The 14,910-nt window shown below is 43.5% G+C and carries 13 protein-coding genes; 9 read left to right on the top strand and 4 right to left on the bottom strand.

What is annotated here, in order from left to right; all coding sequences use genetic code 11:
• Positions 1-55: 55 nt before the first annotated feature.
• Complete coding sequence (locus tag BLP85_RS01125) at positions 56-505, top strand: copper resistance protein NlpE N-terminal domain-containing protein (protein ID WP_092818317.1); 450 nt, start codon at positions 56-58, stop codon at positions 503-505.
• 134 nt (positions 506-639) lie between these two features.
• On the top strand, positions 640-2,757 hold the full coding sequence (dnaX, locus tag BLP85_RS01120) for a DNA polymerase III subunit gamma/tau (protein ID WP_092818316.1): 2,118 nt from the start codon (positions 640-642) through the stop codon (positions 2,755-2,757).
• Between the two features lie 2 nt (positions 2,758-2,759).
• Here the strand turns inward: dnaX and BLP85_RS01115 are convergent, their stop codons facing one another.
• Both BLP85_RS01115 and BLP85_RS01110 read right to left on the bottom strand, forming a co-directional pair.
• Entirely contained in the window at positions 2,760-3,197 is a 438-nt protein-coding gene (locus tag BLP85_RS01115) for an acyl-CoA thioesterase (RefSeq protein WP_092818315.1), read from the bottom strand.
• Positions 3,198-3,356: 159 nt separating this feature from the next.
• On the bottom strand, positions 3,357-4,517 hold the full coding sequence (locus BLP85_RS01110) for an iron-containing alcohol dehydrogenase (protein WP_092818314.1): 1,161 nt from the start codon (positions 4,515-4,517) through the stop codon (positions 3,357-3,359).
• Positions 4,518-4,633: 116 nt separating this feature from the next.
• On the opposite strand from BLP85_RS01110, the gene BLP85_RS01105 reads away from it, so the two are divergent.
• From BLP85_RS01105 to BLP85_RS01090, 4 genes are read left to right on the top strand one after another with little or no spacing between them, the layout of a single operon-like run.
• On the top strand, positions 4,634-5,158 hold the full coding sequence (locus tag BLP85_RS01105; RefSeq protein ID WP_092818313.1) for a low molecular weight protein-tyrosine-phosphatase: 525 nt from the start codon (positions 4,634-4,636) through the stop codon (positions 5,156-5,158).
• Positions 5,159-5,170: 12 nt separating this feature from the next.
• Positions 5,171-6,205 (top strand): UDP-N-acetylmuramate dehydrogenase, encoded by a 1,035-nt coding sequence (murB, locus tag BLP85_RS01100; RefSeq protein ID WP_092818312.1) that lies wholly within the window; start codon positions 5,171-5,173, stop codon positions 6,203-6,205.
• Positions 6,206-6,210: 5 nt separating this feature from the next.
• Positions 6,211-7,338 (top strand): YdcF family protein, encoded by a 1,128-nt coding sequence (locus BLP85_RS01095; RefSeq protein WP_092818942.1) that lies wholly within the window; start codon positions 6,211-6,213, stop codon positions 7,336-7,338.
• Positions 7,338-8,381: an alpha/beta hydrolase gene (locus BLP85_RS01090; RefSeq protein ID WP_092818311.1), complete on the top strand. Its 1,044-nt coding sequence runs from the start codon at positions 7,338-7,340 to the stop codon at positions 8,379-8,381. Before BLP85_RS01095 ends, BLP85_RS01090 begins: the two co-directional genes overlap by 1 nt.
• Positions 8,382-8,481: 100 nt before the next feature.
• Here the strand turns inward: BLP85_RS01090 and BLP85_RS01085 are convergent, their stop codons facing one another.
• Both BLP85_RS01085 and BLP85_RS01080 read right to left on the bottom strand, forming a co-directional pair.
• Positions 8,482-10,152 (bottom strand): FMN-binding glutamate synthase family protein, encoded by a 1,671-nt coding sequence (locus BLP85_RS01085; RefSeq protein WP_092818941.1) that lies wholly within the window; start codon positions 10,150-10,152, stop codon positions 8,482-8,484.
• A 549-nt stretch (positions 10,153-10,701) separates the two neighbouring features.
• A complete protein-coding gene (locus BLP85_RS01080; protein ID WP_092818310.1) occupies positions 10,702-11,703 on the bottom strand; it encodes a helix-turn-helix transcriptional regulator in 1,002 nt (333 codons plus the stop codon).
• A 263-nt stretch (positions 11,704-11,966) separates the two neighbouring features.
• Between BLP85_RS01080 and BLP85_RS01075 the strand changes: the two genes are divergently transcribed.
• Genes BLP85_RS01075 through BLP85_RS01065 form a run of 3 tightly spaced genes read left to right on the top strand, consistent with a single transcriptional unit; the run spans position 11,967 to position 14,898 of the window.
• Complete coding sequence (locus BLP85_RS01075; protein ID WP_409449173.1) at positions 11,967-13,496, top strand: circularly permuted type 2 ATP-grasp protein; 1,530 nt, start codon at positions 11,967-11,969, stop codon at positions 13,494-13,496.
• 23 nt (positions 13,497-13,519) lie between these two features.
• Positions 13,520-14,122 carry an alpha-E domain-containing protein gene (locus BLP85_RS01070; RefSeq protein ID WP_092818308.1) on the top strand — a complete coding sequence of 201 codons (603 nt, stop codon included), beginning with the start codon at positions 13,520-13,522 and terminating at the stop codon, positions 14,120-14,122.
• Entirely contained in the window at positions 14,119-14,898 is a 780-nt protein-coding gene (locus BLP85_RS01065; protein ID WP_092818307.1) for a transglutaminase family protein, read from the top strand. The genes BLP85_RS01070 and BLP85_RS01065 overlap by 4 nt, the downstream gene beginning before the upstream one ends.
• The last annotated feature ends 12 nt before the right edge of the window (positions 14,899-14,910 follow it).

Here is a 14,910-nt window from a genome sequence, read left to right as displayed (position 1 = left end):
AAATAACGGCAAAATATGCTACTTTGCCTGCGATTCTAGCTGCTGTTGATATTTTATGAAAAATGTCGTGTTAATTCCTTTATTGGCAAGTGCTGCGTTATTGGGATGTCAGGATGCCAACCAATCTGATACGCAAGGCAAGGCATCTATAGAATCGCAAAAGCAACTGGCCGCCTGGGCAGGAGAATATGAAGGTACAACGCCGTGCATGGGCTGTCTTTCACGTTGTGATGATTGTCCGGGCATGGCTGTGACTTTGGCATTGCATGAGGATCAAACCTATACTTTAACCCGCGAAAGTTTAAGTGGTCATAATGAAGTCGAAACCTTGAAGGGTAAGCTGCGTTTTAAAGATGAATCTAAGCAGAGAATTGAGCTGATCAATGTGGCAACGCGTAATTTACTCTATGTGGATTTAGATGAAAAAGTCCTTGAAATTCGTGAAGATCAAAGCGGTAAAAGCTACCAGATGCAAAGTGATTTTCTTTTGGGAAAACTGAGCTAATTGTGTTGAATGTATAAATAAAAATTTCGTCTTCGTTTGGATGGAATACAGGATTTTTATTGTTCATACCTCCGCCATTTATTTCACTATTTTATAAAAAAACAGTATGCTTAGACCTGTAAAAAGGAGCATACATGTATCAAGTACTTGCACGAAAATACCGTCCACGTAATTTCAATGAATTGGTGGGGCAAAACCATGTGTCACGCGCACTGACGAGTGCCTTGGAACGTGGTCGGTTACATCATGCGTATTTGTTTACCGGGACTCGTGGGGTAGGTAAAACTACCATTGCCCGTATTTTGGCGAAATGTCTGAACTGTGAAACTGGCGTGACCTCAACGCCTTGCGAAGTATGCCCAACCTGTAAGGCAGTGAATGAAGGCCGTTTTATCGATTTAATCGAAATTGATGCAGCATCACGTACAAAAGTAGAAGATACACGTGAATTGTTGGATAACGTTCCCTATGCACCTACACAAGGTCGTTTTAAGGTTTATCTGATCGATGAAGTGCATATGCTCTCGACGCATTCCTTCAATGCCTTACTCAAAACATTAGAAGAACCGCCAGAACATGTAAAATTCCTGTTCGCTACAACCGATCCACAAAAATTACCGATTACCGTGATTTCGCGCTGCCTGCAATTTACCTTGCGTCCGCTGGCAGTCGATGAAATTACCGAACATCTGAGCAATATTCTCAAGCAGGAACAGATTCAGGCCGAACAGGACGCGATCTGGCAAATTGCCGAATCTGCCCAGGGTTCACTGCGTGATGCGCTATCATTAACCGATCAGGCCATTGCCTATGGTCAGGGTGAAATTCAGCATCAAGATGTCAAAGACATGCTGGGCCTGATTGATCGTACCATCATTTATGATCTGATTTTAGCCATTCACCAAAACCAGAAAGCCCGTGTCAGTGAATTGCTGATGCAATTCCGCCAGCAGGCGCTGGATGTGTCACTGGTTCTGGATCAGTTGATTTCAACCTTGCATGAGCTGGCATTATTGCAGTATTTGCCTGAGCTGAGCTTGAAATACAGTGCTGAAATCAATCAAAAGATTATGCAGTTATCTCAATGCATTTCAGCACAAGATTTACAATTGTATTATCAGGTGGCCTGTAAAGGCCGTGCTGACCTGCAACTGGCGGTGACGCAAGAGCAGGGCTTTGAAATGTGCGTTTTACGCTTATTGGCGTTCCGTCCATTACAGCCCAATGAAATTCCGGTATCACAAGCATCGGTCGTTACACAAAACGTTCAGTCCGTGGTACCACAGCCGGTTCATTCAGAGGTTTTACAGCAGCAAGCATCGCAGCATGTAGCGGTAGAGCCGGACCCTGTTGAATCAACAGCTGTATATGATGATTTTGATGAGTCTCAGTATGATGATGACCCATTTAATGAAGTTGCAGCTCAATCTTCTATAGATGAACCCAGTTCGGATGATTTCCTGGAACAGGATACGGTAGAAGATGAAGTTCTATCTCCAGCATCAAATACGCCATTGAATCCGGCTCAAGCACAGTCGGAAAAAATTGTCTTTGATCCCTCCAGTGACGATGCATTATTTGGCTTTGACGATGAGCCTGCAGCAGTAAGCACTACAGCTGATGAAGGCAGCAGCGATGATTTCCTGTTTGATGAAATAGCACCTTTAGCAACCGGTGAAGCCACACCGACCGAATCTCAAGCTGAAGTTCCGGTGCAAGCTCAGCAAGCTGTAGAGGAAACAGCCCAAGATTCATTATTTGATTTGGCACCTGAACCGGCTGTTTCGGCACATCGAGAGGTACAAGACAATCTGACAGATACCTCATCGAAACTGATGCCACAGGATATTCTAAAATTAAAGCCTCAAGTGCTTGAAGGCGAATGGACGGTGGATAAATGGGAGTACTGGTTCCGAAACAGTGAGTTATCACCTGCAGTTCAAGAGTTGGCACAACAGGGTGTAATGACGGGGCAAATCAATGGTGAAACGATTTTCCATATTCCAAAGCAATATGAAGCGTTGTTGACCCAGTTGCAGCATGCCTTGGAGCAGGCATTAAAAACCGAATGGCCGGGTACACATTTTCAGGTTCATTATGCAGATGTAGAAACCACAACGCCGTATAGCATGCAAAGTGAGCGTAAAGAAAAAGCCTATGCACGTGCGGCAGAGCTGCTGCATGCAGAACCAGCAGTCAAGGAGCTTCTGCAAAACTTTGACGGTGAAATACAGAATATTCAGCTCAAATAAGCTTATTCATTCACACTATATTGGTATAGCGCATCCCGTATTTTAATTGGAATCGGGGTGCTTTTTCGTGTTTGCCGGTCTACAAATACATGCACGAAATGACCTTGTGCAGAAGCCACCTCATGACCCTGTTTAAAAATGGCCAAATCATATTGTACGGATGAATTGCCCAGTTTAGAAATTGCTACTCCGACATCAATGATTTCAGGGTAAGACAGTTCCTGAAAAAAGCTGCATGCCGAATCGACCACCAGGCCAATGACTGGTGAATAGCGAATGTCAAAGTCTGCTTTTTCAATCAGCAGGGCATTGGCAGCGGTATCAAAATAACTGTAATAAGTCACATTGTTGACGTGTCCATAAATATCATTATCCGACCAGCGGGTTTGAATCGGTAAAAAATATGAAAAATCGGCACGATGTTTGGGAATCTGTTTCATTGCTATAGTCACTTTAATGATTTCATTTTTTTCTGGAAAGCCTATGAAAATACAAGTTAAAAATAGCTCATCTCAATAAAACTGGATGACCTGTAATAACTGTAAAAGCAATTTGGATATTACTTAAATCTTGATTTTTATCAGCAGTATAAGTTTGATTTATGCATAAATGGCTTGATAAATTTCCCGTGCGTCATGTTGGCTGAGATCACGCGGGTTATTTTGCAACAGCCGGGTTTGCAGCATCGCATCATTGGCCAGTTGATCCAGCATATTTTCAGGTACATTCAAATCTTTCAGCCTTAAAATCAGGCCGCTTTTGTCCAGATGATTCTGCATGTGGTCAATAAATAAATCGCATAAACCGTCTGTACTGCCGTTGCTTTTCGGGTCAAGCCAGCACATCAGTTCGGCATAGTACTGTTTGGCATTCGGGGCGTTGAATTTTAACACTTCGGTCAACACCAGAGCATTGCTATGCCCATGTGAAATATGAAAATGTCCACCTAAGGGATAAGCCAGCGCATGAACTGCTGCCACTGGAGCATTGGCAAAGGCCTGTCCGGCGAGCATGGAGCCAACCAGCATATTTTGCCGTGCTTCTAAATTCTGCCCATCTGCCAGGACCAAACTTAGATTTTTATTGAGTAATCTTAATGCCTGTTTGGCTAACATGTCGGCATAGGGATTCTTTTTGATTTTTGAAGTATAGGCTTCAATTGCATGTACCATCGCATCGATGCCGGTTGCCGCTGTAATATGCATAGGCAGGTTCTGGGTAAAGGTCGCATCTAAAATGGCGACATCGGCAAATAAAACTGGAGCAACAATACCGGTTTTGCTGGTTTCACCTGTAGTGACAATCGAGATGGGGGTAACTTCGGAACCTGTACCTGCCGTGGTGGGAACCAGAAACAGCGGTAATCTAGGGTGTTTGGCATTATTGATGCCATATAAATCCTGCAAGCGCTGTTGTTGCTGCGGATGGGCCAGAACTGCAATTACTTTGGCAACATCCAGTGAACTGCCACCACCGAACCCCAATATGATATCCGCTTGTTCATTTTTGGCGAAGTGTACGGCATCCAATACAATCTGCTCAGGAGGATCGGCCTGAACGTTGGAATAAATCGCATAGGGCAGTCGAATGGTTTCTAAAATTTCTATAATCGGCACATGCAGTTGCTGCTGAATGATGCCGGCATCGGTGACCAGCAGCAGTTTTTTATAAGCGTGTTGTTGTAATAATGGCTTTAACTCATAGATCGAGCCCAGTCCAGAAATAATATTCGAGACGGTTTGAAATTGAAAATGGCTCATCTATTGCTTCCTTTTTGATATCAAATTCAAGATTATTGTTTTAGTGTTCTATAGGATTCATCCTCTAAATAACTTAACATAAGACACCTGAAAATAAAGCAGTAATTGAGGTTGTTATGTCATCCAAAACGCCCTATAAGGTGTTATGTGTATGTTTAGGAAATATTTGCCGCTCTCCCACGGCAGAAGTTGTTCTTAGGCATTTTTGTGATAAACAGCAACTGAATATTATGATCGACTCCGCAGGAACCAGTAATTACCATCCTGGAAAAGCACCAGATGAGCGTAGCCAGAAACATGCCTTAAAGCGCGGTTATGATTTATCATCGTTACGGGCGCGCCAGTTAAAAGCGCAAGATTTTCTTGAATTTGATCTTATTCTGGCGATGGATCATGAAAATTTATTCAATATTCAAGCGCTTCTACAACAGGCTGAAAAGGCCTATGCTGCCAGTCAAATTCGGGCAAAAATTGCATTGATGAGTGAATACGATCAGAATTATCCCAAACAGGCCTTGCCGGATCCATATTATGGCGGGGCGGATGGCTTTGAGCGTGTACTCGATCAGTGTGAATCGAGCAGCTTGGCGTGGGTGGCTATTTTTGAACAGCAGTTCAAACAACAGATTGATGTGAAATAAAGGTTTAAGCACATGAATATTCAAACTCAAATTCAACTTAAGCCTTTTAATACCTTGAGTCTTGATGCAACCGCATCGCATTACTGCAAAGTACAATCTACCGCTGAATTGGTAGATGCCTTAAATTATGCCAAGCAACAGCAGTTAAATGTTTTGATTTTGTCGGGTGGCAGCAACATGCTATTGCCTGAAAAAATCCATGCGCTTGTGATGCATATGGACATTCAGGGTATTGAAGATATTGCCGAAGATGATGACAGCAAGACCATTCGTGTCGGGGCTGGGCAAGTCTGGCATGACTTTGTGCTATGGACCACAGAAAATCATTTATATGGCCTGCAAAATCTGGCGCTCATTCCAGGTCTGGTGGGTGCGTCTCCGGTACAGAATATTGGTGCTTATGGAGTAGAAGTGGGCGAGTTTATCGAGTCGGTTCAAGTCTATGATCGTCAGCTGGAACAATTCAGCACGATTCTGGCTCAAGATTGTCACTTTTCCTATCGGTATAGTATTTTTAAAGACGATCCAAATCGTTTTGTGATTACTCATGTGACTTTTAAATTGCTTAAGCAAGCACATTTAATGCTGAATTATGGTGATCTTAAGCAGGCGGTAGGTGAAGATCAGACGGCTGAAAACCTGCAAAAACAAGTGATTCAGATTCGTCAAAGCAAATTGCCAGATCCAAAAGAATATCCTAATGTGGGAAGTTTCTTTAAAAATCCGATTATTTCTGAACAGCTTTTTGACCATTTAGCACAGACATTTCCACAATTACCCCATTATCCTCAGGCCAAAGGTGGCGTTAAAATTGCAGCAGGCTGGTTGATCGATCAATCGGGCTGGAAGGGTAAAAAACTGGGCATGGTGGGCATGTTTCATAAGCAAGCCCTGGTGCTGGTGAATTATGATCAGGCCGATCTGGCGGATGTTCAAGCTACCTACCAAGCTGTACAGCATGATGTACAGCAAAAATTTGATATTTTGTTAGAGCCTGAACCGGTGCTGTTTGATGAAACCGGTTTAATTCGTTCACACATGGAATAAAAATGATGGCGAAATCGCATTGGATGGTACGACTGGTACAAATAGCTTCAGTGCTATTTGTACTGTTCGGCTGTTTCATGGTTTTGCTTTATTCACCCTTTTATTCTGGTTGGGTAGTGAGTGCGCTGAACAGTTTCGTACCTGTCGAAGTGAATCAGGTGGCGGCAAAAAGCCAGCAAATGGCAGCCTTGAGTGAACATGAAAATCTGGAGCCTGGTTCCAGAGTCTGGATTGCCCGTCAGGCCTATCTCAAATTGATGGAAGAGGCAATCAAATCGCATAATTCACAGGATCTGGTATTGATTCAGGCGCGTTACAAAGCCTTGCAACAAACCATTGAAGATGCCCAGCTCCAGGAGAAAGAACAACAGGACAAACCGCAAGTTCCGCTGCTGGCAAAGCCGGTTGATGCTGCATCTGAAGCAGAAGATCCTGCCCAAACGGTAAAAGATTTGCTGGATTTGAACAGTACTGAAAATAAAGCGTTAATGGAAAAATATCTGGATTTTCTGCGGACTCATGAAATAGAACAGGAAAAGGTGGCCAGCGAAGCGGTCGATGAAACCATCTATCAGGATATTGCCTTGATTCATGAGCAAAATGAACAATCACAGTCACAAACTTCTAAACCTTATGCGATTGTGGTGCTGGGTGGAGGGTTGACACTGGATAAAAACAGAAAAGATATAGTAGTAAACAAATATACCCGCCTGCGCCTGGAAAAAACTTTAGCCATAGAGCAGCAGTATCGCTTACCTATTGTGCTGAGTGGTGTAGAAGCGCCGTATATGCAGCGCTGGTTAAAAGCGCATGATGTCGATGCAAAACTGCTGGAAGACCGCAGTATGAATACGTGTGAGAATTCACGCTTTAGCTCGTTATTGTTGCAGAAAAAAGGTGGAGCTCCACGGGTGATTTTGATTACTGACCGTTATCATATGCCGCGTACCCGTCGTTTATTTGCCTTAAATGGTATTGAAACTGTACCCGTAGAAGCACCCATGCCGACTCAATTGACCAGGTGGCGTCCAAGTGAACAGAATTATGATCATAGTCGCCGTGCCAATTATGAAATGTTAGCCACTATCCGTGATATCTGGTTTGGTTCCAGTGATTGCCGAGAGGTACCTTAATGCCCGATATTCCATTCTTAAATCCTGCCATTTTAAAACAGCTGGATTTACCCGTTCCAAGCCGTGAAACTACACCTCAGTTACTTGAAGCATTAAATCTGAAAAAGCCTTATCAGCCTTCAGTCGAAATTCAGGCCTATCGCCAGTTATATGGTTTGCATCTGCTGGATTGTGAGCACTGGCAAGGCTATGTACAAATGCCCTTGTTTAAATTGCATGTACAGGTGTTTCAACCACATCTGGAAAAAATTGCCTTGGCGAAAATACGCGGTACGGTATTTTTACTGCATGGCTATCTGGAACATAGCGGAATTTACCAGCCGATTATTCGTGAATTGCTGGAACAGGGGTTTAGTGTCATTACTTATGATTTGCCCGGTCATGGCCTCAGTGACGGTTCTCCGGCAAACATCAAGAATTTTGACCATTACCAGCAGGTATTGCATGCGGTTTATCACTACATTAAAAATGCCGAACAATTACCGAAACCCTGGTTAGGCATCGGGCAGAGTACGGGTGGTGCCATCTGGATGCATCATTTGCTGGAATTTGCCCAACGTCGTGAAAATCCCTATGTAGACCGTGTTTTATTGCTTTCACCCCTGATTCGACCGGCCAAGACGGCGTGGTGGCATAATTCGGTCGGTCTGGGTATTATCCGGCGTATTAAGCGTCAGGTACCACGGCATTTTAGACGTAATAACCACAATCCTGAATTTCTGCGTTTTGTTCGTTTAAAAGATCCGTTACAGCCCCGTATGATGGGAATGGACTGGATTCTGGCCATGTCAAAATGGATGCAGGAAATGGAAGCGCGTCCTGCTTGCCGCATTCCTGTCTGGCTGGCACAGGGAGCGCAGGATCAGACTGTGGACTGGCGTTATAATATCGAGTTTATTCGTCGCAAGTTCCGTTTGCAGACCTTATTGATGCTGGAAGAAGGGTCACACCAGTTGATTAACGAACGTGCCGATATTCGTGCAGCCTTAACTGGTTTGATTCCAGCTTTTTTACATGCCCAAAGCTCGTCTGGTTATTATTGATATTCTCTATTGCATCCACACTTAAAAGAGGCCACATGGCCTCTTTTTTATTATTCTTAGATTAGCATTTAAAATGAGTCTCTCTGAATTGGTGCCATGATTAAAATCTATCCGCATGGGCTAAATTCCAGATACGATAATAGAAGTTTTCATCATCTCCCGCTTTGCAGTTGAGTAATTCACCTTCTTTTAACCAGAAGTGTAACTGGGCATAATTCTTGATTTCCCGGTCATTAATGCGCTGGGCTAAATGATGTGGCTTGATATCCGCCGGATGTTTCAAGCCGGCGACTGCAATCATTTCGGATAAGGCACGCAGGGTATTTTTTTGAAAATTCAACACACGAACGGCCTTGCTGGGAACATGCAGGGCTTTTTGCCGTTCCTGATCCTGGGTGGTAACACCCACCGGGCATTGGTTGGTATGACAACTTTGCGCCTGAATACAGCCGATGGCAAACATAAAGCCACGCGCCGAATTGACCCAGTCTGCCCCAATCGCCATGGTGCTGGAAATGTCAAAAGCACTGATAATTTTGCCGCTGGCTCCGATCTTGATTTGATCTCTTAAACCTGCACCGACCAGGGTGTTATGCACAAACAGTAAACCTTCCCTTAAAGGCGTACCTACGTGGTCAATCAGTTCAATCGGGGCGGCACCACTACCGCCTTCAGAGCCATCTACCACAATAAAGTCCGGCACAATGTGAGTTTCAAGCATGGCTTTGACAATACTCATGAATTGCCAGGGCTGACCAATACAGAGTTTAAAGCCCACCGGTTTACCGTCAGACAGTTCACGCAGTTGCTGGATAAAATGCATCATTTCAATTGGGGTGCTAAATGTAGAGTGCTGGGCCGGAGAAACACAATCATGTTCGCGGCTCACTCCGCGTATCTGGGCAATCTCTTCTGAAATTTTGCTTTTAGGCAAAATTCCGCCATGACCGGGTTTTGCGCCTTGAGACAGCTTGATTTCTATCATCTTGATTTGCGGTAATCGGGCTTGGCGGGAAAATTTTTCCGGATCGAACTGACCCTCCAACGTGCGGCAGCCAAAGTAGGCGCTGCCGAGTTCCCAGACAATATCTCCGCCATTTTCCAGATGATATGGACTGATACTTCCTTCACCGGTGTCATGATAAAAATTGCCCATTTTCGCCCCTAGATTCAACGCCCGAATCGCATTGGCGCTCAGGCTGCCAAAACTCAGGGCGGAGATATTCATGATGGAGGCGCTATAGGGTTGCCTGCATTGATGATTGCCGATTTGAATACGGAAGCTTTCAGGATCGGCAGGTTTGCATGGCGTAATGGAATGGGTGATAAAACGGTAATCTTGCTGATAGACATCAATCAGGGAACCAAACGGTTTATCGGCATTTTTATTCTTGGCACGTCGGTAAACCAGACTGCGTTGCATCCGTGAAAATGGCAGGGCATCCTGATCGTTTTCAATAAAATATTGCCGGATTTCAGGACGAAACTCTTCAAAAATAAAGCGAAAATGTCCAATGAGGGGATAATTTTTCAGGATTGAATGCTGATTTTGCAAGATATCATATACGCCAACCAGCGTCAGGATTCCTGAGATCAGCCATAAAGAATTCAGAAAGGGATCGGAAAGAAAATAATGAATAGATTGGGGTTCATAGATAATCCGAAACCAGCTAATAGTTAAGGTAATGAAAATACAGCTAAACCAGACCGAATATCGTGAGAAAAAAGTATTTAAAAATCTATGTCTGATGGCTTGGGCTGGAACTGGCATTTTCATGTTTTCCATCAAATGGTTCATAACATGAATTTGCCTATTTTATATACACGGTACAAGTTCTGATTTGTAAAACCGCTAAGGGGAAGTAAGGGTAAATCTCGGCTTAGGGTTGAGTGCAGGCATTATTGATTTTAATGATCCTTGAATTTAATCAAAGTTGGAATGCGCACTACAGATGAGCGGCATATAAACACAGGGAAATAGAAATTCAGAATAAATGCTTAATAAATAATCAGCTTAAAACTTCAGATCTTATGCTTTCACAAAGCAGAGATTATAGATTAGATTGGTTTTATCCAAGCCACAAGAGGTAATTGATATGACCATGAAATCCATTCGCTATAATAGTGGAGAACTGGCGTGCTAAAGCACAATAGGTTTTTCTCCATGTGTAAAATCAGTCACTATCAAGCTTTGTGTCGGGGTGAGAAAATAAAGCTTGATGTTCTAGAAGCCCACCAGACCATACTAAAAATAGATCCAAGCAGAAATATTCTATAGTCCCAAAGATTGGGACTTTTTTATTGTTTATTTTCAGGGCTTTTATTCATCTGCGATTTGGCGAACTGCATTGGAAACTTCAAGCGGTTCGATGTGCTGAATCTTGTTGCCAAAACTCCTTAGCCACCATGCTAGTTGTGAAGTAAAAGGCACGCTTGCAGTGACTTGGGCCAAACCGTTTGCTAATTTTTCAATCACCTGGTCAGTGCTGAGCTGGCTTTCATCAAAATAATGTGCATCTTCTTCTGTCATGGTCAGTTTTAAGGCCACATTATGGGTCGGTTTGTTGTAGTCGACCCTAAAGCCTAAGGCACCGGATTCAATATAGGCATCAATATCAAAGTTCACCGGGTGCATTGCACGCGAATTGAGCACCACAGCCGATTTAAAACGATGCAGGGCAAAGGTTTGAATATCGGTTTTATCATGGCGGGTACAAATGAGATAAATAATTGCACCTTTTTGTACCAATGCTAAAGGATTCAAAATATAGGTTTTTTCTTCACCAGAATGGCTGCGTCCCTGATAGACACATTCCAGCTGTTTGTCTTGCAGCAAACCTTCATAAATGGACTGCTGCGCCAGTTTGTCGACGACAGGGGGAATCAGCGGTTGAGTCGCCGGGACAATCCGCACGCGGTTAATCCATTGGCGTACATTGTTTTGGGTCGACAAGCTGCGACGCGCCAGATCGAACCACGGATTCATCTCTTCAATCAGGCTAGGCGGCAACAGGTGTTTTAAATGTTCCTCGACCATCATAAAAGTGACCGCCTGTGAGCTGGTCATATGCGGCAAACTTTGAATAGGCGCATCTGAACGCCAGCGCCAGCCCTGAGGCACGGTTTTACTGCTTTCAATCGGAAAACGTAGCGAGATCTGATTTAAATCACGTTGAATAGTACGCAGGCTGATATCAATCCCTTCACGCTGCAAAATTTCCTGCAATTCACGGGTACCCATCCATTTCCCGGTAGAAAGACGAGATAAAATTTGCCACTGACGATACAGGCTATTTGACGTTTCTTTTTCTTGTGAAGACATAACTAAAATTAAAGATCGGGTAGAGTGTTTATATATCCATTAAATGATGAACACAATAAAAAAACTGAATTATTTTCGTAAGTATGGTTGCTAGAAACTGTGCATATTTTGACCTGGATTTATCCGGAAATTCCTTGAAATGAATAAAACTATAATAAATCAAGAACCTAAATAATAATTGGCATGCTTGTTGCTTGATTCTGTTGACAATAGAAAATACTTACGAGGTTTGTATGCTTAAAGAAAATCAAGATACAAATTCGATGGCGTCAATGGAGACGTTTTCCCACAATGAAGTGGTAGAGAAGGGCAATGAGTCTTTAACAACCTCATTTAGACCTCAAACTAAATTGAATTCTTTATTTCAACAATTTAAATCACATTTTTTTAATGAATTGGTTGATGAACAGGGAATGACGGGTGAAACCTGCCAAAAGATAGAACATTGGTTATCACAGCATACTCTGGAAGAGTTAAAGTCGCTTAACCAGACCGCCAAGGAGCATTTTTTATATGATGGTATTACTTTTACTGTCTATGGCGAATCTAAAGGAATTGAACGAACCATTCCCTATGACCTGATTCCACGGGTGATGGAGAAAAAGCAATGGAACAAGGTGTCGCTTGGCTGTGCGCAAAGGGTGCGTGCACTGAATTTATTTTTACATGATATTTATCATCAACAGGACATTTTGAAAGCCAATATTGTGCCTGAGTTGCAGGTATTGGCGCATGAAGCTTATCAGCCACATATGTATGCACATGACCTGAAAGGAAAAATTTACAGCCAAATCGGTGGGATTGATATTATCCGTGACCGTCATGGTGAATTTTATGTGCTGGAAGATAATTTAAGAACACCATCCGGTGTGTCTTATATGCTGGAAAGCCGAAAAATTAGCCAGAAATTAATGCCACAGCTGTTCCAGCAAAATAACGTTTTGGGTATCGAGCAATATCCTCAGTTACTCAAAGAGATTCTGGCTGAAAATGCTTATGTCGATAAGCCTTTTATTGTGGTCCTGACGCCAGGTCGCTACAACAGCGCATATTATGAACATTCCTTCCTGGCAAGGGAGATGGATGTGCCTTTAGTGACATCACGTGACCTTTTTGTAGAGAACGATAAGGTTTATGTCAAAACGATTCGGGGCAGACAGCGGGTTGATGTAATTTATCGTCGAGTCGATGACGCATATCTCGATCCTTTATGCTTTTTGCCGGATAGCACCTTGGGTGTACCCGGCTTAATGTCAGCTTATTTAAATCACAATGTGGTGATTGCCAACGCGCCGGGCACCGGAGTGGCTGATGATAAATCAATCTATCCGTATGTGGATAAAATGATTCATTTTTATCTGGGCGAGCAGGCCATCTTAAAAAATGTGCCGACTTATCTGTGCCGGGAAAGTGAAGATCTGGAATACGTCCTGGCCAATCTGGAACAACTGGTGGTGAAAGAAGCCCAAGGCTCAGGCGGTTATGGCATGTTGATTGGTCCGCATGCCTCAAGCCGCCAGATTGAAGCTTTTAGAGACAAAATTAGTGCGGCTCCGCATTTGTATATTGCACAGCCGACGCTGGATTTATCGGTTTGCCCGACCTTGACTGATTTTGGCGTGGCAGAGCGTCATATCGATTTACGGCCTTTTGTCCTCAGCTCACCATACCGCACCGAGATTGTTCCGGGTGGTTTGACAAGGGTCGCCATGCAGGCCGGGTCGCTGGTGGTGAATTCTTCACAAGGGGGTGGCGTTAAAGACACCTGGGTTGTCGATAACCTGCATTCATAAATATCTAACCATGGGAAGGAATTATGATTTTATTAAATAGCAATGCTCAGCATATTTTTTGGTTGGGGCGGTATTTAACCCGGATTCAATATACCTGTAGCCAGTTTCCGTTTGTGGAAGATCAGGATGCATTGCAATATGCCCATGCTTTTTGCTTGCCTGCTTTTGATGCAAGTTCACTCAATGCATTATTGCTGGATATTGAACAGCCGTCGTCTTTTCATCAACAATTTCTACACGCCAAAGACAACATACAGGACTTGCGTGGCGTACTTTCAGCAAAAGCCTATGCAGAATTAAATCAGCTGATTAAAAATGCCCATACGAATGCGAGCTATATTTGTGACGTGGCGGCAGATTGCTATGATGTTGTCGAGGCTGAATCGGAAGATGTGTTCCTGTTTTTTAGCCTGGGACAGAATATTGAGCAGCTGGACCGGCAAATCCGTCTAAAACAGGACCAGAGCTCTACTTTGGACAATATGGATCAAATTGTTGACCTGCTGGCGCAGATTGGCTGGGATAAGCTGGATGAGGCCTGGCAGCAGCTTAAATTAAGCCCGGATAGTATGAATTTTTATCACTTTAGTGATCATATTCAAAACCTGTTTGAGGTGGATGTATGAAGTTGATGATCAATCACCAAACGCATTATCAATATAGTGATCCGGCTTGCAACAGTATCCAGTACATTAAAATGACGCCAGGCAGCAATGCTCATCAGCAGGTTCATTGTTGGGATGTCAGTGTGCCCGGGCTTAAGGAAACAAAAAACGATGCCTTTAACAACATCTGGATTACCAGTTCGCAGCGACAGCCCTACAGCCAAATGACTATCATGGCGCAGGGCATTGTCGAGATTAACCCTGATACGCAATTTGGAATTGGTACGGAGCTCAATCCACAAATATTTTTGCAACCGACATCAAGTACCCTGTGCAATGCAGAGATGAAAAGTTTTGCAGATTGCTATGTTCCCCGTATCAATCGGGCTAACCTGATAGTACTGTCCGAGGCCATCCTGAATTATGTTCCCTATACACCTGACCGTACTTCGGTGCACACCTCTGCAATGGAGGCTTTTCAATGCCGGCAAGGGGTATGTCAGGACCATAGCCATGTCTTTATTGCCATGTGTAAATATTTAGGCCTGCCGGCACGTTATGTATCCGGGTATTTATTTGTACCCCATACCTCTCATCTTGCCAGTCACGCTTGGGCAGAGGTTTTTTTTGAAAATTCGTGGTATTGTTTTGATACCAGCAACCAGTTATTTACGCCTAATGCACATATATATGTCGCCATAGGTCGTGATTACTGGGATGTTGCGCCAGTGCGAGGAATACGGGAGCGTGGAGGTGTTGAATCCATGAATTCTATCGTTCAAGTGCTCGCTTGCTGAAAATTTTAAAGT

The organism is Acinetobacter kookii (assembly GCF_900096895.1).
GTDB classification, from domain to species: Bacteria; Pseudomonadota; Gammaproteobacteria; order Pseudomonadales; family Moraxellaceae; genus Acinetobacter; species Acinetobacter kookii.
Note: the sequence above shows the minus strand (reverse complement) of the source record. Positions and strands in the feature narration are given on the sequence as shown.

Bases quoted from the DNA above. Each gene is read 5' to 3' on its own strand.
- BLP85_RS01095 (WP_092818942.1), top strand. From the start codon at position 6,211: ATGGCGAAATCGCATTGGATGGTACGACTGGTACAAATAGCTTCAGTG.
- BLP85_RS01125 (WP_092818317.1), top strand. From the start codon at position 56: ATGAAAAATGTCGTGTTAATTCCTTTATTGGCAAGTGCTGCGTTATTG.
- BLP85_RS01075 (WP_409449173.1), top strand. From the start codon at position 11,967: ATGGCGTCAATGGAGACGTTTTCCCACAATGAAGTGGTAGAGAAGGGC.
- murB (WP_092818312.1), top strand. From the start codon at position 5,171: ATGAATATTCAAACTCAAATTCAACTTAAGCCTTTTAATACCTTGAGT.
- BLP85_RS01105 (WP_092818313.1), top strand. From the start codon at position 4,634: ATGTCATCCAAAACGCCCTATAAGGTGTTATGTGTATGTTTAGGAAAT.
- BLP85_RS01080 (WP_092818310.1), bottom strand. From the start codon at position 11,703: ATGTCTTCACAAGAAAAAGAAACGTCAAATAGCCTGTATCGTCAGTGG.
- BLP85_RS01090 (WP_092818311.1), top strand. From the start codon at position 7,338: ATGCCCGATATTCCATTCTTAAATCCTGCCATTTTAAAACAGCTGGAT.
- BLP85_RS01070 (WP_092818308.1), top strand. From the start codon at position 13,520: ATGATTTTATTAAATAGCAATGCTCAGCATATTTTTTGGTTGGGGCGG.
- BLP85_RS01065 (WP_092818307.1), top strand. From the start codon at position 14,119: ATGAAGTTGATGATCAATCACCAAACGCATTATCAATATAGTGATCCG.
- dnaX (WP_092818316.1), top strand. From the start codon at position 640: ATGTATCAAGTACTTGCACGAAAATACCGTCCACGTAATTTCAATGAA.
- BLP85_RS01085 (WP_092818941.1), bottom strand. From the start codon at position 10,152: ATGCCAGTTCCAGCCCAAGCCATCAGACATAGATTTTTAAATACTTTT.
- BLP85_RS01110 (WP_092818314.1), bottom strand. From the start codon at position 4,517: ATGAGCCATTTTCAATTTCAAACCGTCTCGAATATTATTTCTGGACTG.
- BLP85_RS01115 (WP_092818315.1), bottom strand. From the start codon at position 3,197: ATGAAACAGATTCCCAAACATCGTGCCGATTTTTCATATTTTTTACCG.